The 19,266-nt window shown below is 44.2% G+C and carries 22 protein-coding genes and 3 tRNA genes; 20 read left to right on the forward strand and 5 right to left on the reverse strand.

The window, feature by feature from the left end; genetic code table 11:
* Window positions 1-75 precede the first annotated feature (75 nt).
* Window positions 76-147: transfer RNA gene (locus MKZ16_RS05795), tRNA-Glu, on the forward strand.
* Window positions 148-153: 6 nt separating this feature from the next.
* Window positions 154-236: transfer RNA gene (locus MKZ16_RS05800), tRNA-Leu, on the forward strand.
* 87 nt (window positions 237-323) lie between these two features.
* Here MKZ16_RS05800 and MKZ16_RS05805 read toward each other — a convergent pair.
* Window positions 324-947 carry a hypothetical protein gene (locus MKZ16_RS05805; protein WP_051491199.1) on the reverse strand — a complete coding sequence of 208 codons (624 nt, stop codon included), beginning with the start codon at window positions 945-947 and terminating at the stop codon, window positions 324-326.
* Between the two features lie 227 nt (window positions 948-1,174).
* On the opposite strand from MKZ16_RS05805, the gene MKZ16_RS05810 reads away from it, so the two are divergent.
* Together MKZ16_RS05810 and MKZ16_RS05815 are read left to right on the forward strand one after the other, a co-directional pair.
* Window positions 1,175-1,540, forward strand: a complete 366-nt coding sequence (locus MKZ16_RS05810) for a helix-turn-helix domain-containing protein (RefSeq protein ID WP_036681672.1) — start codon at window positions 1,175-1,177, stop codon at window positions 1,538-1,540.
* Between the two features lie 88 nt (window positions 1,541-1,628).
* Window positions 1,629-1,711, forward strand: a tRNA-Leu gene (locus MKZ16_RS05815).
* 67 nt (window positions 1,712-1,778) lie between these two features.
* Here the strand turns inward: MKZ16_RS05815 and MKZ16_RS05820 are convergent.
* On the reverse strand, window positions 1,779-2,288 hold the full coding sequence (locus tag MKZ16_RS05820) for a GyrI-like domain-containing protein (protein ID WP_076104853.1): 510 nt from the start codon (window positions 2,286-2,288) through the stop codon (window positions 1,779-1,781).
* A gap of 170 nt (window positions 2,289-2,458) precedes the next feature.
* Window positions 2,459-2,938 (reverse strand): glutathione peroxidase, encoded by a 480-nt coding sequence (locus MKZ16_RS05825; RefSeq protein ID WP_036681674.1) that lies wholly within the window; start codon window positions 2,936-2,938, stop codon window positions 2,459-2,461.
* A gap of 180 nt (window positions 2,939-3,118) precedes the next feature.
* Between MKZ16_RS05825 and MKZ16_RS05830 the strand changes: the two genes are divergently transcribed.
* The 15 genes from MKZ16_RS05830 to MKZ16_RS05900 all read left to right on the forward strand — a co-directional run bounded on the left by MKZ16_RS05830 (window position 3,119) and on the right by MKZ16_RS05900 (window position 16,530).
* Window positions 3,119-3,541 carry an organic hydroperoxide resistance protein gene (locus MKZ16_RS05830; protein ID WP_036681676.1) on the forward strand — a complete coding sequence of 141 codons (423 nt, stop codon included), beginning with the start codon at window positions 3,119-3,121 and terminating at the stop codon, window positions 3,539-3,541.
* 190 nt (window positions 3,542-3,731) lie between these two features.
* Window positions 3,732-4,010 (forward strand): hypothetical protein, encoded by a 279-nt coding sequence (locus MKZ16_RS05835; RefSeq protein WP_036681678.1) that lies wholly within the window; start codon window positions 3,732-3,734, stop codon window positions 4,008-4,010.
* 94 nt (window positions 4,011-4,104) lie between these two features.
* Window positions 4,105-4,524, forward strand: coding sequence for a thiol-disulfide oxidoreductase DCC family protein (locus MKZ16_RS05840; RefSeq protein ID WP_038569098.1), 420 nt, complete (start codon window positions 4,105-4,107; stop codon window positions 4,522-4,524).
* A gap of 79 nt (window positions 4,525-4,603) precedes the next feature.
* A complete protein-coding gene (locus tag MKZ16_RS05845; protein ID WP_076104852.1) occupies window positions 4,604-5,515 on the forward strand; it encodes a copper amine oxidase N-terminal domain-containing protein in 912 nt (303 codons plus the stop codon).
* A gap of 31 nt (window positions 5,516-5,546) precedes the next feature.
* Window positions 5,547-5,981, forward strand: coding sequence for a DUF6526 family protein (locus tag MKZ16_RS05850; protein WP_036681683.1), 435 nt, complete (start codon window positions 5,547-5,549; stop codon window positions 5,979-5,981).
* A 185-nt stretch (window positions 5,982-6,166) separates the two neighbouring features.
* Window positions 6,167-7,330 carry a hypothetical protein gene (locus MKZ16_RS05855; RefSeq protein ID WP_051491201.1) on the forward strand — a complete coding sequence of 388 codons (1,164 nt, stop codon included), beginning with the start codon at window positions 6,167-6,169 and terminating at the stop codon, window positions 7,328-7,330.
* Window positions 7,323-8,555 (forward strand): CpaF family protein, encoded by a 1,233-nt coding sequence (locus tag MKZ16_RS05860; RefSeq protein WP_076104851.1) that lies wholly within the window; start codon window positions 7,323-7,325, stop codon window positions 8,553-8,555. Before MKZ16_RS05855 ends, MKZ16_RS05860 begins: the two co-directional genes overlap by 8 nt.
* Before the next feature lie 29 nt (window positions 8,556-8,584).
* The gene (locus MKZ16_RS05865; RefSeq protein ID WP_076104850.1) at window positions 8,585-9,388 is read left to right on the forward strand and encodes a type II secretion system F family protein; all 804 of its coding nucleotides are present in this window, start codon (window positions 8,585-8,587) and stop codon (window positions 9,386-9,388) included.
* 13 nt (window positions 9,389-9,401) lie between these two features.
* Window positions 9,402-10,274 carry a type II secretion system F family protein gene (locus tag MKZ16_RS05870; protein WP_076104849.1) on the forward strand — a complete coding sequence of 291 codons (873 nt, stop codon included), beginning with the start codon at window positions 9,402-9,404 and terminating at the stop codon, window positions 10,272-10,274.
* Between the two features lie 13 nt (window positions 10,275-10,287).
* On the forward strand, window positions 10,288-10,476 hold the full coding sequence (locus tag MKZ16_RS05875) for a Flp1 family type IVb pilin (RefSeq protein ID WP_036681690.1): 189 nt from the start codon (window positions 10,288-10,290) through the stop codon (window positions 10,474-10,476).
* A complete protein-coding gene (locus tag MKZ16_RS05880) occupies window positions 10,473-11,144 on the forward strand; it encodes a TadE family protein (protein ID WP_235219464.1) in 672 nt (223 codons plus the stop codon). Before MKZ16_RS05875 ends, MKZ16_RS05880 begins: the two co-directional genes overlap by 4 nt.
* A gap of 27 nt (window positions 11,145-11,171) precedes the next feature.
* On the forward strand, window positions 11,172-13,400 hold the full coding sequence (locus tag MKZ16_RS05885; protein WP_076104848.1) for a hypothetical protein: 2,229 nt from the start codon (window positions 11,172-11,174) through the stop codon (window positions 13,398-13,400).
* 18 nt (window positions 13,401-13,418) lie between these two features.
* Window positions 13,419-14,399, forward strand: a complete 981-nt coding sequence (locus MKZ16_RS05890) for a TadE/TadG family type IV pilus assembly protein (RefSeq protein WP_076104847.1) — start codon at window positions 13,419-13,421, stop codon at window positions 14,397-14,399.
* Between the two features lie 25 nt (window positions 14,400-14,424).
* Entirely contained in the window at window positions 14,425-14,934 is a 510-nt protein-coding gene (locus MKZ16_RS05895) for an A24 family peptidase (RefSeq protein WP_076099045.1), read from the forward strand.
* 18 nt (window positions 14,935-14,952) lie between these two features.
* Window positions 14,953-16,530, forward strand: coding sequence for a DUF6382 domain-containing protein (locus MKZ16_RS05900; protein WP_256715483.1), 1,578 nt, complete (start codon window positions 14,953-14,955; stop codon window positions 16,528-16,530).
* 27 nt (window positions 16,531-16,557) lie between these two features.
* Here the strand turns inward: MKZ16_RS05900 and MKZ16_RS05905 are convergent, their stop codons facing one another.
* Entirely contained in the window at window positions 16,558-17,460 is a 903-nt protein-coding gene (locus MKZ16_RS05905) for a TIGR01777 family oxidoreductase (protein ID WP_305953732.1), read from the reverse strand.
* A 48-nt stretch (window positions 17,461-17,508) separates the two neighbouring features.
* On the reverse strand, window positions 17,509-17,970 hold the full coding sequence (locus MKZ16_RS05910) for a DUF2621 domain-containing protein (RefSeq protein ID WP_036681700.1): 462 nt from the start codon (window positions 17,968-17,970) through the stop codon (window positions 17,509-17,511).
* A gap of 172 nt (window positions 17,971-18,142) precedes the next feature.
* Here MKZ16_RS05910 and MKZ16_RS05915 point away from each other — a divergent pair, with 172 nt between their 5' ends.
* Entirely contained in the window at window positions 18,143-19,252 is a 1,110-nt protein-coding gene (locus MKZ16_RS05915) for a deoxyribonuclease IV (RefSeq protein WP_038569120.1), read from the forward strand.
* The last annotated feature ends 14 nt before the right edge of the window (window positions 19,253-19,266 follow it).

Below are 19,266 nucleotides of genomic sequence, written 5' to 3' on the forward strand. Positions count from 1 at the left end.
AAAAAAGGCTTGTCAAAATTCTTATGGTTTGATATACTCATTTTTGTTGTGACAAGAAAATAACTTGTAAAGCATGGCCCGTTGGTCAAGGGGTTAAGACACCTCCCTTTCACGGAGGTAACATGGGTTCGAATCCCATACGGGTCATATTATGCGGTAGTGGTGGAATGGCAGACACGCTATCTTGAGGGGGTAGTGGGTGTATACCCGTGGAGGTTCGAGTCCTCTCTACCGCATACAAATAAAAAGTAAGAAACCCTTTGTTCGCAGAGGATTTCTTACTTTTTTTTATAAGATCAGAAGTGAAATTCAGTGGCCTCAGGTCATCTCTTAAAAGCCCCAGCATACTGGGGATAGAGCTGTCTTATGCAGTCTGGGCAGATATCATGGGTGAATTGCAAAGAAAGCTGATGCTTTAAGAAATGTTCAATGGTGATCCATTCATCCTTGGGATTACGAATACATTTACAGGAAGCACAGATTGGGATTAGCTCAAAAGATGATGGTAAGGTTGAACGGAGGTTTATGATCTCCGGATGAAGAGGTTCTTCTTTATAGGGGCCCACATCATATAGTGAAATTATAAAAGTGGCTTCTGGGTGCGGATCTGAGAGAAATGGATAGATCTCCAAACGGAAGATTCGTTTCCCTTTATTAGCGGTTTGTATGGAGAATTCGGAAGTATAAACCTGATGCTCTCTGCGGAGTATATATTTCACTGATTCATAAAGCTTGGCCCATTGATCGGGATCGATAATCACATCTTGCATGAGCTCTGAGTAATACGCACCAATCCATTTCTTATTAGTAGACAGACCATATTCATGACTAAAGGCCTTCCACCTACTGTTGGTGAACTGGATAATCCCATGACTGTTGATCACCACCGCATTGTGCGGTAAAGCTTCAAGTGAATGGATAATGGAAGATGATAAGCATTTTGACAAAAGTCACCGCTCCCTCCTAGAGATCATTCAGGATGATAAGTTAACAAAGGGGGCCAGACGGTATTCTAACAGATACTTGTCACCTGAGTCGCCTCTTATCGTCACTCCAGCCATATGATATAATCGGATAATACATAACAATACTAATTATATACTTTTTTACGTTATTTTGCAATAGGAAATTACGTAAATAAGTAATTTATTTTTAGATGGAGGGCGATTCACCGATGCAGACCATATACGAACGTATAGAATACCTGATTAAGCAGAAAGGTTTGACCAAAAAATCATTCTGTGAGCAGTTAAATATCAGCACAGGTAATATGGGAGATTGGAAGCGGGGGAAGACTACTCCAGGAACACATAAGCTGATTGAGATCGGTGATTTTTTTCATGTTAGTCTGGACTGGCTTATTCTCGGCAAAGATACACCGGATACTGTACGAGAGAGCGGCGTAGACTATGATTTGAGTGATGTTCAGCTATCGGAAAGCCGAGTAGATGAATTGCTTCCAGCAGAAAAGAATTTTATCAAGGAATATATAGCTTTTGCTGAATATCGTAAACAGAAAATGGTCGACGAAGAATCTTAAAATCTGTATCTTTACTTTTGAGAAAAGTACATTTATAATAATGAATGTTGACCTCAAACAAATTTATGTTCTATGTTTAACACACCGCGCGGTAGTGGTGGAATGGCAGACACGCTATCTTGAGGGGGTAGTGGGTGTATACCCGTGGAGGTTCGAGTCCTCTCTACCGCATACAGAATGAAGAAAGAGGCCTTGCGATGCAAGGCTTCTTTTTTTGTACATTCCTCAATCACATAACCTACTTCTTTACAAGCGGCACGCATAGATTGGCTTCGAATCCTTCATCATCCGGACCGGACTTTTCCGTGTATTGGATGTAAAAGACTCCATCAGGGTTGAACTTATAACCGGAATCCGGCAGCCATTCATTATGTATATAATTCCAGGTGTGTTGAAAAGCCAACTGAGGGAAACCTTTTGCAGTAAATATAGCATAGGTAGACGCAGGAAGTTTCTTATGAACAAGGCCTTCAGGGATACAATCTAACTGCTCGACTTCAACACCAAGGAAAAAATCAGTATCCCATGCGGTATGCTCCCACAGTGTAGGCACGGATGTACGGTTCTGAAATAGACCGAGATAACAACCGCTGCTTTGAACTTTTGTGGGTATAGCATCAAATTTTGCATCAATATCCAGCTCGCCAAAAACATATTCCCAAAGATTCGCGTATGGCTCCCCGGATGAGTTTACATTTGCCCAGCCAATAACATTTAGTTCGGGTATATCAAGCAGTTGAACAGTCACCGATTATCCCTCCCAGAAAAAATATTCCAACCATATTATAAAATATTCCAAGAGATTAAAGGGTGCTGATATATAGCGATATTATGACGTTCTTTCAAGTTGAAAAGGATACTTTACCGCATAACAACAGGGGGGCTGTGTGATGTGGTGAGTATCCTTTTACTAAAGAATTATTTTAAAAGCTTGGAAATATCGGATTCGATCTGCTGTGGAGTGGTTTTAGGAGCAAACCGTTTTAGAACACGGCCATCTTGGTCAACTAGAAACTTCGTAAAGTTCCATTTCACGTTTTTTGAGCCTAAGACACCAGGGGCTTCCTTAGATAAGTATTTGAATAATGGATGTGCTTCATCACCTTTTACATCAATCTTCTCGAACATAGGAAAGGTTACCCCATAATTAATCTCGCAGTATTCCGCAATTTCATCACTTTCGCCAGGCTCTTGTCCAGCAAATTGATTGCTTGGAAATCCTAATACTTCGAACCCGCGGTCCTTAAACTTCTCGTACACTTCCTGAAGACCTTTATACTGGGGAGTAAATCCACATTTGCTGGCAGTATTCACAACCAGGAGTACTTTACCTTTGTACTTTGACAATGATTCCTCTTCACCCTTAAGAGTGTTGACCTCAAAATCATAAATACTCATGGATGACACCTCCATAGTTAATTTAAGTTTTTAACAATTTAATTGTACACTATTTATGGTCTGGAGCCAAATAAGAAAGTATTATGAATCATTCCTCATCTTCGTTTCAAATCATACCTGTTGTTTAAAGTATAAAGTATGAGCATGACCAATACAGCTTGATGAAGGAGAAGATGACTCATGAAAGCATTATACACAGCAACTACAACAGTCCATGGCGGTCGTGAAGGCTCCATTGAATCCTCGGATGGCGTGTTAAAGCATAATCTAAGCATGCCTAAAGAGCTTGGAGGACCGGGAGGTTCTGGTACCAATCCAGAGCAATTATTCTCGGCTGGTTATGGAGCGTGTTACGAGAGTGCACTAGCGAATATCGCTCGTAAAGAGGGCGTGAAACTCCATGACGTGGAGGTAACTTGTAATGTGTCCATTGGGAAGGATGACAGTGATGGAGGCTTTAGACTAGCTGTGAGAATGGATGTGAAGCTGCCAGGGATTGAGCATGACAAAGCAGAGGAACTGGCGAAGAAGGCTCACGAATTCTGTCCTTACTCCAAAGCAACCAGAGGTAATATCGAGGTTGAATTAAAGATTGTTGATTAAATGTATCTGTATATATTTTATGGAAATAATGGCTAAATAGAGACGTAAATCATAAAAGAGTAATAAATAGCTGCCGTGTTAGGCGTCTTTGGTTGACATCACCCTTAAAATTCTTTAATATGTCTAAGTATCTGAGAATGTGCCTGCGTGTGCAATTTACAACCAAAAATTTAAATAATGGGTGATGAAGATGTCTTACAGACCGAATATTACGAATGTGACCAAAGCCAGCAGCAACGATAAGGAAGGATTGTACGAGTTCATTATCAAGCTTGCTGATGGAACGGAGTGCCGCGCGTTTTATCATCGGTTTCCGGAATGGAAAATGACGAACATCAGCCGCCTGCTTAAAACTCCATGTCCAATTTGCCGCAAAGATTTCATCTGCAAATGCATGGAGGCATTCACTGCTGATTTCGAAGGGCAAATGATCGGGGATCAATGGATTGAGAAAGCAATCGCAGAATAATTAAAGAACGGCACTTGATGGCGCGGGAGGATATCCCGCGTTTTTGTTTACCCAAAAAAGCAGAAATTTACGCCTTTAAGACGGAGGGGGAGCCATGAACGAAGAACTGAACCTTATGAAAGATAAGTCCATTGTGTTGATAGACGGAGTGTGTCATCTTTGCCAGGGGGTAGTTCGTTTCATTATCCCGCGTGACCCCGAGGCTAAATTTCTATTCGCACCTTTACAGAATGAGATTGCGGCAAATCTAATGAAAGAGTCCGGACTTCAGCCTGGACAATTAAACACGGTGATTTTACTGGAGAACGGAGTGTATTATACAGAGTCGGCCGCTGTGCTAAGAATTGCCCGTAAATTGAGATTTCCTTGGCCTGCCGCATACGTGTTCATCTTAGTACCACGCCCATTGCGCAATGCCCTTTATCGGTATGTAGCTAAGAACCGCTATCGTTGGTTCGGACGTGATGAGCAGTGTATGCTCCCTACCCCAGAGATCAAACGGAGATTTTTGTAAACCATAATCTGGGAGAATGTTATAATGAAACTATAAATTGGTATAGTTTTTTCATACTATCACTAGGAGTGAACGAATAGTGAAACGGAAAGGACTTCTGCTTTTTATAGTCATGTTGTTATCTTTAAGTATGATCGGTACGGCCTCAGCTGCCCCCAAGCTTCGTATTATGGTGAACAATTCAAGTGTGGATGTTGGTGTGCAAATCGTGTCGGGGAAGACGCTGGTTCCGCTGAAAGCTTTTGAAAGATTCAAGAATACTTCTATTCAATGGGATGCCAATACCAAGCAAGCTACGATTGCTAGAGATTCTATGAAGATTAAGCTTACGGTTGGTTCACGGACGGCTTGGAAGAACTCGGAAGCTGTACAATTGGATGTATCGGCCAAAATAGTGGATGGAAGAGTAGCGGTACCCCTGCGATTTATTGCGGAGGCTCTTGGAGCGAGAGTAACAGTAGATGCTGCTACGAATACAGTCTGGGTTCAGGAACGGGCCAATGCTAAACTTGTGCAGAATTATAATAGTAATGACTTAGTTGTTTCCCGCATAGCTGCTTTGCAATTCCCGGTTGAAGAAAGAGAACCCTCCAAATTGACGGGTGATAATGAAGCATTGTCCATGGCGTATTATTTTCCTGAAGGCAGATCTGATGGTTATTTTATAATGTATGGACATTTCGTAAAGTATTATGAGATCAAGGATAATATTGTAAAAGTAGTTTGGGAAGCTGATCTAGATATGTCCAAAGAGGCTACAAATAAAGATTTTACCGCGATATTCGGTTACCCAGTTGCGAAGGAATATGGTAAAGCACCTGTTCTAGCTCCATCTTATGCCTCTTTTTATACGAGTGTTTGGGGAAGTCAGATTATTTATGGAATGGTTCATGCGGATGGAACTACTAAAGTTTCAGGACAGTCTCTGACGTGGGACGATACTAGAAAACCATTTGTCGTGGCTATACCTGGAGAGACCAAGCTTCAGTAATATATAAGTCAAATAAATATGGAGATGAATTATGAATAAGGGGAAACCTAAAGGTTTTATGCGTTTTGATTGGCCTTATCATTTTGTAACTATGCCGCTTGCGCTGATTATATTTGTATGGTCGGGAATTTATGTCGTTCAGGTGTTACGTGATGATGGTGCTTTAACAGTGCCCTTGCTATTATTTGGTTTATCTCTATGCCTGTTATTTGCGATTACTCGAATTCGAATTTATGCGACAAAAAATCAGGATCGAGTAGTGAGGGTGGAGGAGCAATTCCGGTATTTCCGATTGACAGGTGAAGCATTAAATCCAGAGCTTGAATTAGCTCAGATTATTGCGCTTCGGTATGCAGGAGATGAAGAGTTTCCGGCACTATGTCAGCGGGCGGTGAAGGAAAAGCTTAGTCCTGCCGATATCCGGTCTGCCATCAAGAATTGGCGTGAAGATACGATGAGAGTCTAAAAACCACTTGATGTGCGAAAAAACTTATTGCTGCCTTCTTATATATATGCTACTATAGCTGTAAATTAAAGGGATAGTAACGGAAGCACCGTTCAATGTACCGTATCCACGGTTATTGTCGGTGCTTTTTTGCTGTCTTTTTTTTGATAATATTTATAAATTTCTTACGAAAGGAGAGAGGTTTTATGGCGGCAAGGATTGTACTCGCAGTGCGTGAAAGCCAATATATCGAACCATTGCTACACTATCTTCATCATAGTGAGTATGGAGAAATGCTGCGAATTACGGCTTTTAGCCGGCTGGATGCTTTTATCGAATTTATGAGGGGAGAGGATATGCCGGATGCTGTTGTAGGTGACGTTACTTTTATCGAGGCTTGGCTTGTGGAGGGAAGAAATAAGGTGCCTTGGGCAGTTTTGAGTGAGGAGGGTGCTTATCTTAGCAGGAGTTCTAAGAGCTTGGCTGGAGGCATTATGATTGCGAAGTATCAGGCGCTGCCTTCTCTGCTAGGAGCATTTCTTCAGCTATGTGAAGTGAAACGAGCTAGAGGTTCCTCTGTATTAGATGAAACGCTGCTGCTCGGTATCGTCTCCTCAAGCGGGAACACGGGCAAAACCACAGTAGCTATGAATATGGCTAAGCAGCTAGGTGAAATGGGGCTTTCAGTCTTTTATTTGAATCTTGAAAGTGTGGACAGCAGTGGATTATTTTTGCGCCCCCCTGCAGGGGATACGCCTGGACTAGAGCGGCTCCTTTATGAAATCAAAGCTAGTCGAGATAAGGGCGGAGCCGATACGATTGATTTGGGACAATACGTCATCAGGTATGATCACCTTCGAAGCGCTGCATTTAGGCCAATTATTAATGTAAAAGAAATGCTGCAGATGACTACGCAGGATACGCTAGATTTATTGGGGCTGTTGGTTGCCGAAAGGAATTTTGACGTAGTGATTGTAGATACCGGCAGTATTGAAGAAGAACGTGCCAAAGCTGTGTTACATAAATGCGGAATTCTATTGTGGGTAGTTAGAAATGATGAGGTAAGCATTCATAAGACCATGAGATGGCTATCCCATTGTAATGCTCCTAATTCTGGTATGCCCTCCCAAGTGATGGATAAAAGTAGATTTGCAGTGAATTTTGCTGCAGATGGTTTGGAGGTGTGGGCACCTCCCGAAGGGATAACCGTTGAAGGTGTACTTCCATATATCCCATCTTGGACACTGCAGCATCGTGAGGAGCTTTTTCTAAACTCACCACAATTCCAAAGGGAGATCTTACAGCTGTGCAAGCAGATTATAGAACCGTCGCTTCCGCAAGTATTCACTGGTAAGGGTTTACATGAATGAGGAAATGTTTAAGGCACTTCGTAGTGACATCCGGGCAGGATTAGATGTTACTTCTGCAGTTGGAAATCGTGAACTCACCCAATATATTGAAAGGACAATTTTGGACAGCGAAAATCTGCGTTATTTAACAGCACAGGAGAAACATGAGCTCGTGAAGAGATTGTTCGATTCTTTTCGAGGGTTGGATGTGCTTCAGCCCTTAGTGGATAATCCGGCGATCACTGAGATTATGATTAACAGCCATACTGAGATTTTTGTAGAAGAGGAGGGTCAGATTCGTCGCCTTCATTTGGAATTTGAGTCCAGCAGCAGGTTGGAGGATATTATCCAGACGGTTGTATCCGGTGTGAACCGGGTTGTAAATGACTCTTCTCCTATCGTTGACGCTCGGCTAAAAGACGGATCGCGTGTAAATATCGTGCTTCCGCCAGTAGCTCTGAAAGGCCCAGCGATGACTATTCGTAAATTCCCAGAAACACCGATGACGATGCAGGATTTAGTCCGTCGTGAAGCCTTAAGCTTGGAAGCCGCAGAGCTGCTGCAAATTTTAGTGGCTGCTAAATACAATATTTTTATTAGTGGCGGGACCGGCTCTGGGAAGACTACTTTTCTTAATGCGTTATCTCAGTATATCCCCCCACAGGAGAGGGTCATTACGATAGAGGATTCCGCTGAACTGCAGATTGTAACCGTGCCGAACCTTGTTTCACTGGAGACCAGGAATGCCAACACGGAAGGTAGAGGGGAGATTTCCATCCGAGATTTGATTCGTACTTCCCTGCGAATGCGGCCCAACCGGATTGTTGTGGGGGAGGTACGGGGAGCGGAATGTCTCGATATGCTGCAGGCGATGAACACCGGACACGATGGAAGCTTGTCTTCGGGCCATAGTAACAGCGCACACGATATGGTCAGTCGACTGGAGACGATGGTGCTGAGTGCTGCGGAGCTTCCGGTAGCTGTTGTTCGCCAGCAAATTTCATCGGCAATTGATATCTTTGTACACTTATCCCGTCTTCGTGATCGTTCCAGGCGGGTGATGGAGATCAGTGAGGTTGCGGGGTTGAAAGACGGGGAAGTGATCTTGAATCCCTTATATGAATTTCAAGAAGCTGGTGAACGAGAGGGAAGGGTGCAAGGGGGGCTGCTTCCCTGTGGTAACCCATTGTTGCATACAACGAAGCTTAGGATGGCTGGTGTAACCTCCTATCCATTGGCTCAATAGAGATTCAAAATTCCAGAAGGGGGGAGGTCATGCTTAAGTTTAAATTTGTTGCTGCAAAGCCTGTAGAAGCGGATCCTGATGGTCCTTCGTTATTACCAGATTATAAGGTATACGAATTGACCTTGCTGCAGAGGATTCTGACCCTTATTGCAGGTGGACTGCTGATGTATGGAATTGGATATCTTTTTTATCATCATTGGCTGCTGTCGTTGCTGCTTATGCCGGGCGGAGCTTATGCCCCGCATATACTGCGTAACTATCTACTGAAAAGACGTCGAAATGCACTGAATTTACAATTTAAGCAGACGTTATTTTCGCTGTCTTCCTCCCTTTCAGCTGGGCGTTCGGTGGAGAATGCATTCCGAGAGGCGGTTCAGGATTTACGTATGCTCGACCCGGAGGGAAGCAGTGATATGATCTCCGAGTTAAACATTATCTGTGCACGCATGGAATATGGACAGCCTGTGGAAGAAGCGCTGCGGAACTTTAGTGTAAGAGCGGGAATGGAGGACATCGAGCGATTCGCGGATGTGTTCTCGGTCTGTAAACGTACTGGCGGTGATCTTGTAGAAGTGGTGCGCCGTACATCAACGATTATCGGTGAGAAGCTGGATATTCAGCAGGATATTGCTGTAAGTATTGCTCAGAAGAAATTTGAGGCTAAGGCACTGCTGATATCTCCGCTGATCATGGTGATGTTTATGAGTTTGACGGCTGGAGAATATATGCAACCTATGTATACAGGAGCGGGTATAGCCATATCGACAATAGCGCTTGTTGCTTTATTCCTATGTTATCTCTGGACTACTAAAATAATGGACATTCCACTGTGAAGGGGGTGAAAACATGCGCTGGCTATGTGCGGTGGTTACTGTTATTTTGCTGATAGTCTGGGTTCTACTGCGAATTCAATGCGGCAACAGATATGTCGCGTTACGCAGTCTTCCTATGGAAGGATTACGGCTTCGGAAGTTAGGCGAACCGTTATTACTGCTTATTGAGAAGAGTGGTATCGCCAGTCGGTTTCCCTCACTGCTGTTCAGAATTCAGCGTTCTCTACAGCGCAGTTATGGGATGCGTTATAGCGCAGAGCGGACCCTGCTGTTCATGGGTGAGATGATAAGTTACAGCTGGCTGTTGCTTGTAGGTGGAAGCTTGATCACAGCATTTAGTGGCGAACAGGCAGGTATGATATTGGGTGCTTTTTTGGCAATTGCTCTACCAACCGCTATGGTCAGTGATCTGCACAAAAAGGTGAGGGTAAGGGAGCAGAATATTATGCTCGAATTGCCAGAGCTGCTGAACAGTATTGTGTTGTTGGTTGGCGCAGGAGAGACCGTGCAACGAGCTATTATTCGCTGTGTGGAAAGCCACCGAGGGGATACGAATCATCCTCTGTATAAGGAGCTAATGATTATGACTAGTGAATGGGAGGGCGGATATTCCTTCCAGCAGGCGTTTGAAAATTTCAGCAAGAGATGCGCTGTGCAGGAGATATCGGTATTCACAACGACAGTTCTGCTGAATTATCGCAGAGGTGGAGCGGATTTTGTGCTATCGCTACGTGATCTGTCGCGGATGCTGTGGGATAAACGAAAGGCACTTAGCCGGACGCGCGGAGAGCAGGCATCCTCCAAATTAGTTTTCCCGATGGTAGTTATCTTTTTAATAGTAATTGTACTGGTGGGAACGCCAGCATTTTTGATGTTAAAAATGTAGGAGGCTGAAGCTGATGGTATCAACAATGTTGGACAGTATGAAGAACTTTTGGGAAGACGAGGAAGGTTTAGGAACTTTGGAGATGATTTTGATTATTGCTGTCTTGATTGCGGTTGTTCTTTTGTTTAAGGACAAAATTCAAGAGGTAGTAGAAGCCTTAATTAAAACGGCGGGTGAAAAGAGCCAGGAAGTATTCGATTGAACAAGCTTAAGGGTGATCAAGGCAGCTTTACCATTGAAGCTTCACTTCTGTTGCCGATCGTCATGTTTATTACGATGCTTCTTTTGTTTTTTTGCTTGTATAGCTATCAGAAGTCCATGCTGTTGCAAGTGGCCTCAGGAGCTACTGAGCGGGCGGCTTACAACTGGGACAACAGTCACAAGGAGGTCTCTGGTTCTTACATGGCTGGTGAGTATGACTCCCTTTATTGGAGAATTGGGGATGATGCCTTGCTAGCCTCATTATTCGGTGCAGAAGCTGGCAGTGCTGGCGTGACAATAGAGTTGCCCGGTGAAGTATCAGATAAGGGTGATTTGCCAGTGCTTAAACTGGGCCATTCGTCTACCATGATTCCGGACAATATGCCAGGAACTATGCGTTATGCTCACAGCCTTACAGGACGGAGAGTAAGTGCTGAGTTAAACCGTCTGCTGAGCTTACCTGTGCTTGATAAGGTTCTATCGGATGAGGCTAAACCAACTGTTGAAGCCCAGTCTATCATTGTTGAGCCTGTTGAGTTTATTCGTACGGTCGACCTGATGCGTTATTTCGGAGCTAAATTTAAAGGGGGCCCTGAGGGCAGTGGATCAGCAGTTTACATGGATAAGAAGGATGCTTCTGCTATGCTGACCAAGCTTCAGGATAAGTAAAATCTCTGCTCAAGGGAGGGGGTTTTAATGAAAAGTAAATTTACCGGTTGTCCTGCTAAGGGCAAAACAGAAGGCTCAGTTACAATTTTTCTAATCATGGTGCTGGCTTTCGTCTTTCTTTTTACTGCTGTGCTGATTGATTATGCGCGAATTGCTGCGTTCAACGTTCAGGAGGAACGATTAGCGAGAGCCAGTGTCCGCTCTGTTATGTCTTCATATCATGTTGAATTACGAGAGAAGTACGGTTTGTTTGCATTTGGTGATAGCAATGGAGATATGCTGCTGTCCAAAGTGCTCAACGAAAATTTGCATAAAAGTGGGCGGGGGGATACGTTCAATCTCTTACCCTTTGCACTGGAATCCTCCTCCTTGGAATGGAGCCGGCCGCTGGGAAGTTATGATGTTTTTCGTCATCAAATACTGGAAGAGATGAAGTATAAGGCTCCGGTAGATTTCGCCTTGGAGCTGGCAGGTAAATTCAAACCGCTGTCAGGCGTAATGGCAGAGGCCTCAAGAGCTACCGAATTACTTAGTAAGCTGCAACCTTTATATGATGAACGTGAAGAGAATTTGGATCTAATGTTAGAGAGGAGAAGCCAAGCGGCGGAGAGTGGAAGAAGAATACTGCTATGGATTATGAATCCGCCCGGGGATTCTATCTCGGCCCATTCGCTCGGAAGCATGCAAGCAGCCGCGGATATACCAGCACAGTATAGTGACTATCTCGGGAAATATTACGACGATCTGTATCGTGATAGTAAAAAGCCTGCAAAGTACACTTATCAGTTGGCACTTTATCAGAGCCGAACTTCAGAAATGTTATCGCGGCTCCCAGCCTTATTAACAACCTTTCGTGAAGAACATGGACAATCAATGGAGGAAGCGAAGGATGCGTTAAACAAGGCGCAGCAATTGAATGACGAGATGAGAGATGTTTTGGCAGCTTCCCGAATAAGTGGCGTAAATCTGGCGGACGATCCTGCTAAAGACTGGGATATTCCGGGAAGTTCAGGGGAAATAAGTGCTGAGCCACTTAAAAAGCTGCATGAACAGGAAGATGCCTTGATCCTCTCTTCGGCTGACATTAGTAGTATGGAGAATAGTTTATTTATGCAGCAAAGTGTGTACGAATCCATTGAACCGACGGTAACAGGATTGTCAGCAGAGCTGCATGAAGCTTTGGGAGTCAACGGCGATTCCTACCAAATGATTTCCTCTGTTCTAGGGGCTTCGCATGTAGTGGACAACTATTATAAAAAATACGGTAAGAAGGGAAGTGTTATCGCTAGAGATTTGGCTTTTCTTGAACAGCATCGCAGCTCGGATAAAGCACGTAAGCAAGTAGAGTGGGAAGCCAAATCCAAGCTGGGCGAGGTTAGAGCACTGCTGGACAAAATTAGAATGCTAGGTAGCGGAGCGGCAGCTTCGATGGAACGTTATCAAATCCTTCATCAATTTTATGAGGACAATGTTTCATTTAACAACGGATTGGAGTCTCAATCCTCTGATAAATCTGAAGTATCCTCAGATCCCTATGCTGCTGGAAGTTCGGCGATGAAGGATATTGACGGGATTTATGCAGCAATGAGTGGCATTATGGGGGGCGCTAGAGACAGGCTTTTTCAAACGGAGTATTCCGCGCTTTATTTTCAGCATTTTGATGTTTCAAAGTTAGCTAGTCTGGCACTGAATTCTCTGGAAGACACTAGTGAGCTCACAGATCAGCTTGATCCTCGCGCTCAGGAGCTGGAATACATTTTATACGGATTTCATAATCCCGCGGGGAATGTGGCCGCAGCCTATGCCGAAATATTCGCGATGAGGTTGTCCATTCGCACGATGGAAGGTTTTATAGAGAAGGCAACCTTGGGAAATCCACTGGCTGTTCTAGCGGCGGCACTGTTGTATGGAATCCAGCATGCCATTCAGGATATGTTGCAGCTTTGTGAGAAGGATGCGATTCCTTTATCTAAATATATGCCGGCGCAGCTGACTTACCGTGATCATCTGCGACTGTTCATGATAATGCATGGAGGCGGGGAATTGCAGCTATCGCGGATGCTGGCTCTGATTCAACTGAACACAGGAATAAATCCAGAGGAAAGAAACACCTATGTATCATCGGACATTAAGCTCCAAATGCAGTTATGGTTTCTGCCAGGTGTAGCTAAAATGTTGAATTATACTGCTGATTTTCCGGGAGATGTACAAGGGAATAAGTATCTGAGGGCAGTAAAAGCTGATTATTCTTATTAGCGGGAGGTTGGTAAGGAGATGGGGGATGGGTATGGAATCAGAGGGGAGGACAAGGAAGAAGGTAGCATGGTAGTAGAAGCGGCGATGATTCTTCCGTTCTTCCTGCTATTCGTCCTGTTCCTGATATCTATCGTACAGATGACCTTGTATTCGACAGCTTTGCAAAGTACAGCATCAGACACTGTAAAGTCTATTTCAACTCATATGTATCCTGCGGCTTTGGCAGTGCAGAAATGGGGAACATCCAGGGAAGTAAGTGATGATTCAGGGTGGGATGACAGTGATCATTCTGCTGGCCTGAATTGGACTATTCCTCGCTTGTCACTTACTGATTGGGGCAATAGTTATGCTGAGTCTTTACCCAATCCGTTAAATGAGTGGGTTATGTCCGCTTTAGAAAGTGGTGAGGGACCGTTGCAGAAGCTTCAGGCACAGACCAGTGAAAGTGTACTTGATCTTGCGATCAAACCTTTATTGAAACCATACCTGACATCAGATTTACTGGATTATGAGCGAATTCATGTATCCAATGTTATGGTGCCGGAGCTAAAAGAGGGTACTTGTCCATACCTTGGGCTAGTGGTTAGTTATAAGCTGCCGATGAAAGTCCCTTTTCTAAACCAAAGTATTGTATTAGAAGCAAGTGCTGTTGAACGTCTCTGGATCGGGGATACAGGAGAAGGCACAACCAAGGAGGGGAACGGTACTGGCCAACCAGAAGAATTCATTGAAATCTTAGAAAAGCCGAACCCGGCTGTAGCGAATAAGCAAGGCAAGGTTCGTGCCAGAATACCGCCGGATGCTTCTGCCAGCTTGTCAGTCTTTTATAAGAGCGGGGGCAGTACTGCCAAATATTTAGGCTGGAAACAAGCGGATGCAGATGGATATATCGAGTGGGAATGGAAAATTGGCGTAAATACCACACCGGGCTCGTGGCCGTTTGTTATACAACTGGATGACGGTAGATCTGTTGAGGTTATGTTCACAGTAGTGAAGTGAAAGGGTGGAAAAAGGAGTGTAATAAATGGCAGAGTGGGCATTTTGGGGATGTCTACCGTTTTTAGCAGCGGCACTTATTACAGATTTAAAGTCGATGAGAATACCAAACTGGATCACCTTGTCAGGCTTTTTCACTGGTCTGCTTGCACAAGGGGTGATAAATAGCTGGCATGGACTGCTGAGGGCTTTCGGGGGAGCTGCTGTAGGATTTACAGTCCTTCTGATCATGCATTTAATAGGGGCGGTTGGCGCGGGGGATGTTAAGCTTTTTGCTGGAATCGGCGCGTGGACAGGGATGTTTTTTACGCTGCAAGTCGTGATGTACTCCGTACTATTTGGAGCTTTAATAGGCTGGCTAATTGTTTTAAAGAGACGGGAGGCGATCAGTCGTTCGCGTAAGATCATCAGCAGAATTTCTGGATTCATTTTATGGAAGAGCCCGTTACTATTAAAAAATAACGATAGTGAACTGTTGAAATTCCCTTTCATGCTGGCTGTTATCCCTGGTTCCATATGCGCTTATCTATACTTTTAGTTCGGGAGCTGATGTTTGTTGTTCGGATTAACCCATGATTTTATACAACAGGATGGTATATATATGATCCTTGGTGAACCCGAAGGAATACCTGCGGAGAAGCTTAATTTGATTCAGGCACGCATGCTGATGAACACCGACATTCCTCATCATTTGAGGCTGTTACTTAGAGAGATAGATATGAAGGTTACTATGGAATACGCTGTTTTACGCAAAAAAATGCTTAGTCATCTACTCAAAGGAGAGAAGCTAAGTATGAACTCGTTTTTCGGGTTATTGCTGCAAATTGCCCAAGGCATGGAAGATGGCAGGTTATATATGCTGCGGGCGGAACAGTATGCTTTGCATGCAGATTACATTTTTATTGAAGGGTCGTTACAGAGCGGTAAAGTATACCTAACCTACATACCCATTCAGGAAAATAAGTCTGGTTCAAAGCTTGGAGAGTCACTCAAGACACTGATTATGGTGTTAATGGCATCTATCACAGAGCTTACTGGCAGTGGTGTGCAAAGACTATTGCAATATTGCAGTGAAGAGGGAGTTACTCCAGCTGGCTTAAAGATTCTTTTATCAGAGTTGCTGACAGAAAGAGAGCCCGTTACACCTGAAAGACAGCTTCATGAAGGCGTAAAAGAATATCTAGTGAAAGAGGCAGCAGCTCCACCATTAAGAAAAATATATGAGCATCGCGAAGATAAGGAATTGGAGCTGCAGCCGACTGCTACTCCTTGGATCAGCAGCTATCCTAATCTTAAGATAAAAGAGGAGGAGAGCCTGTCTCTAAGCTTGGAGGATGAGCAGGTAACGAATCCACAAGCCTCAAGCTCAAGAACCTATATAGTGCTAGGGTTTCTATTAGGCGATGCACTACTGTGGAAGTTTCTATATTTGGATAGTCCCAAGCCGTTATGGCTTGCCGTCTGTGGAGTTGTGACGATTGTATTGGCTGTTTTAAGCTGGATGGTTTGGAGCGGAAGGCTAAAGGTTGGTAAAGAAGATGTTGATGGCCTGGGTGAGGATTCTGAAGATACTAACTGTAATCCGAGTCGAAAAGAATTGGAGTGGAATTTTGGCAGGAACCCTGTGACTTCTACGCGTTCTCCAGCAACAATTCCAAAGATAACTCCGCAATCCTCGGATTCAGCAGCTAGCGTTCCGGCGACACGTTATGAATCACTAGCAGAGGAACAAAGTTCTGTTAAAGCACCAGAAGCAATAGCTCCAACAACCTTATTATCACAGGAGAAACCGCCTGAGCAAGGACGACAAATCGAAAAGCTGGATCGGAGTATTCCTTATCTCCAAAGAAGCGGTGAGGAGGGCGAAGAGGCAGAGATGATCGAGTTAAATCGAACTAGCTTCATTATCGGCCGATCGGCAGAGGTGGCTCAATATGTGGAAAGATCAGAAGGCGCCTCTAGAGTACACGCTGAGATATCTAGAAGCACCAGCGGATATATTCTGAAGGATCTTGACTCCAGAAATGGAACGCTTTTTCAAGGTGAAGCCATGGTCCCATATAAAGAGTATCCACTAACAGAGGGGACCACATTTAAAATTGTAAAAGGAAGCTACACATTCCATACAGTATGAAGGTGAGTTCTAACGATGAATGTGGCTCTATAATTTTTGTTTTTTCAAATCATCTAAAGCGTCTTGAAGTGTAGGGAAGGTAAAGTCAAAGCCATGATTTAATGCCGCTGCGGGCAGGACGCGCTGACCTTTGAGTAAGATTTCGGATAATTCTCCGGCTGCTGTTTTTAACAGGAAGGCTGGCAAAGGGAACCAGTGCGGCCGTTTGTAGACTTTGCCAATCGTTCTGCCGAACTCTTCGTTCGTTACCGGATGTGGAGCAGTCGCATTAACAGGTCCGTTAATCGTTGGATTTTGCGTACAGAAATCAATTAGACGGACGATATCCGTCAGATGGATCCAAGAGAGCCACTGCTTTCCAGAGCCAATGTTTCCGCCAAAACCTAATAAATAAGGCAGCTTCATTTTGGGGAATGCTCCGCTCTCATTGCCGAGCACAACTCCGGTACGCAGCTTGACCACGCGGACATCATGGTAGGTTTCATCTGAAGCTTCTTCCCATGTCTTAACTACTTCTGAAGGGAAATCCATGACCTGGGCTGATGAGGACTCATTAAAAGTATCCTCTAAAGAGGTACCGTAAATCGCCACGGCGGAAGCCTGAATGATTACGGAAGGCTTTTGCTTCATTTGATCTACTAACTTAGCTGCTGCGGAAACGGTTGCAAGTCGGGACTGCATAATCGCTTTTTTGCGACTTGGACTCCAGCGCTGGCTAAGGGAAGCTCCGGCGAGATTAATTAGGGCAGCTGCATTTTCCACTGGAGCGGGATTAGAACTTAGACTGTCCCAGGTGTGGTAACTCAGCTTAGGATGAATTGTTGTTGCGTCTTTTGGTAAATTCCGACCTACAATAGCAACTTCATTACCTGCTTGCAGCCAGTATTTTGCTAGTTCGCTACCTATAAAACCGGTGCCGCCACATATCACATATTTCAAAGGAGGGCCTCCGTTCTAAATCGTACAATTCATTAAAAATTACTTAAACAAATGCTGGTAAGCAGAGTAATCGATTTTATTCTTTTCGAGAAAATTGACAAGAAAACGGTTATCGCGCCGCGGTGTGGCAACTATGTAACCTTTAATACAGTGATCGCGAGTAACTTCTTTTGCATTGCTCTCGACTGCGATTTTTCCGATCTCGGCAGCAATAGAATGCTTCGCAATATCACGAAATGGCCCAGGTACAGGTTGAACAAGCTGGTCCAAAAAGGCCTTTGTTTCGTCACTCCAGAGCGGGCGGCTACGTTCCACCCAGTAATTTTGCCAGTCAAGCTTTGACTTTCCATCAGCTTTGGGCAGGACCTTTAGGAATTTGCGGAACATAAAAAAACCGCCGATACACATGGAACCAAGCAGCATAAATGTCCAGAAAGCGATAGAGTTCATAAACCAATTGCTCGGTGTGGATAATAAACCAAGTCCTGATTGGATAAACATGCATACACCACCTTTTGGCAATGAGGATTCTCACACGAATTATTCTCATATTAAAGTATAGCTTATTTCCAAAGTTTTGCGAAGCAGAACCCGGCATATTGGCCTCGTCTAGATTTATTTTTCCGATCACGGTAGAATAGGGGTTAATTCGTGAAGGAAAGAGGGAAGAAGTATGCTGAAAATAGGTTCACACGTGTCTTGCTCGGACAAGGGTCTTTTGACCGCAGCAAATGAAGCAAATGAGTATGGTTCCAGCTCGTTTATGATATATACAGGAGCGCCGCAGAATACGCGCCGCAAGCCGATTGATGCCATGTATCCCAACGAAGGGAAGCAGGTTATGAAAGAAAATGGTGTAGAGGAGATTGTTGTCCATGCACCTTACATTATTAATCTCGCTTCCTATAAAGAGAATACGTATCAACTGGCTGTTGATTTCCTGCAAGAGGAAATTCGCCGTACCCATGCACTTGAGGTCAAGCATATTGTATTACATCCAGGTGCGTTCACTGATAAAGATGCTGAATATGGTATTCAGCGGATTGCAGATGGCCTGAATGAGGTGCTTGGAGGCACGAACGAAACGGAAGTGCATATCGCTCTAGAAACTATGGCTGGCAAAGGAACAGAGATCGGCCGCAGCTTCGAAGAGATAGCTTCTATTATTGCTAAGGTCGAACATAATGAACGTCTGTCGGTCTGTCTTGATACTTGCCACATTCATGATGCTGGCTATGATATCGTTAATGATTTGGACGGTGTTCTCAACAAGTTTGATGAGACTATCGGATTGAACCGTCTTGGTGTAATCCACATTAATGACAGTAAAAATCCATGTGGCGCTCGCAAAGACCGTCACACTCCAATTGGCTCGGGTTGGATTGGCTTTGATACGATTAACAAAATCGTACACCATGAAAAGCTGGAAGGTCTGCCTTTCATCCTGGAGACCCCATGGATTGGTAAAGATGCTAAGACACAACGTCCGATGTATGAGGTGGAGATCGCTTTGCTGCGTGGTAATGTAGCTGAACGATTTGGAGCGGAATTCGTGCAGGATGTTGAAACATTACGTGAATTTTTTGCCAAGCAGGAGATCGATTCCCGTCAATATGTACTTAATGTCTGGGAGCTGCTGAAGAACGATGCCAAAGCTAAAAAAGCTGATCCACGTGAACCACTGGAGCGTCTATACGATGAAGTTGTCGCTGCCCAGCTGTTCCCGCAGCTAAGCGAGGAAGCTATTAATCATCGCTTAATTGCTTGGTTAGCAGGCAAATAAGTGCTCGTGAACGC

Origin of the sequence: Paenibacillus sp. FSL R5-0928 (assembly GCF_037970385.1) — a bacterium.
In the GTDB taxonomy this organism is placed as follows: Bacteria; Bacillota; Bacilli; order Paenibacillales; family Paenibacillaceae; genus Paenibacillus_AQ; species Paenibacillus_AQ odorifer.

Excerpts from the sequence above, each read along its gene's own strand:
- MKZ16_RS05855 (WP_051491201.1), top strand. The coding sequence starts at position 6,167 with ATGGCGGCAAGGATTGTACTCGCAGTGCGTGAAAGCCAATATATCGAA.
- MKZ16_RS05915 (WP_038569120.1), top strand. The coding sequence starts at position 18,143 with ATGCTGAAAATAGGTTCACACGTGTCTTGCTCGGACAAGGGTCTTTTG.
- MKZ16_RS05895 (WP_076099045.1), top strand. The coding sequence starts at position 14,425 with ATGGCAGAGTGGGCATTTTGGGGATGTCTACCGTTTTTAGCAGCGGCA.
- MKZ16_RS05810 (WP_036681672.1), top strand. The coding sequence starts at position 1,175 with ATGCAGACCATATACGAACGTATAGAATACCTGATTAAGCAGAAAGGT.
- MKZ16_RS05885 (WP_076104848.1), top strand. The coding sequence starts at position 11,172 with ATGAAAAGTAAATTTACCGGTTGTCCTGCTAAGGGCAAAACAGAAGGC.
- MKZ16_RS05840 (WP_038569098.1), top strand. The coding sequence starts at position 4,105 with ATGAACGAAGAACTGAACCTTATGAAAGATAAGTCCATTGTGTTGATA.
- MKZ16_RS05875 (WP_036681690.1), top strand. The coding sequence starts at position 10,288 with ATGGTATCAACAATGTTGGACAGTATGAAGAACTTTTGGGAAGACGAG.
- MKZ16_RS05825 (WP_036681674.1), bottom strand. The coding sequence starts at position 2,938 with ATGAGTATTTATGATTTTGAGGTCAACACTCTTAAGGGTGAAGAGGAA.
- MKZ16_RS05910 (WP_036681700.1), bottom strand. The coding sequence starts at position 17,970 with ATGTTTATCCAATCAGGACTTGGTTTATTATCCACACCGAGCAATTGG.
- MKZ16_RS05865 (WP_076104850.1), top strand. The coding sequence starts at position 8,585 with ATGCTTAAGTTTAAATTTGTTGCTGCAAAGCCTGTAGAAGCGGATCCT.
- MKZ16_RS05870 (WP_076104849.1), top strand. The coding sequence starts at position 9,402 with ATGCGCTGGCTATGTGCGGTGGTTACTGTTATTTTGCTGATAGTCTGG.
- MKZ16_RS05835 (WP_036681678.1), top strand. The coding sequence starts at position 3,732 with ATGTCTTACAGACCGAATATTACGAATGTGACCAAAGCCAGCAGCAAC.
- MKZ16_RS05850 (WP_036681683.1), top strand. The coding sequence starts at position 5,547 with ATGAATAAGGGGAAACCTAAAGGTTTTATGCGTTTTGATTGGCCTTAT.
- MKZ16_RS05860 (WP_076104851.1), top strand. The coding sequence starts at position 7,323 with ATGAATGAGGAAATGTTTAAGGCACTTCGTAGTGACATCCGGGCAGGA.
- MKZ16_RS05890 (WP_076104847.1), top strand. The coding sequence starts at position 13,419 with ATGGGGGATGGGTATGGAATCAGAGGGGAGGACAAGGAAGAAGGTAGC.
- MKZ16_RS05830 (WP_036681676.1), top strand. The coding sequence starts at position 3,119 with ATGAAAGCATTATACACAGCAACTACAACAGTCCATGGCGGTCGTGAA.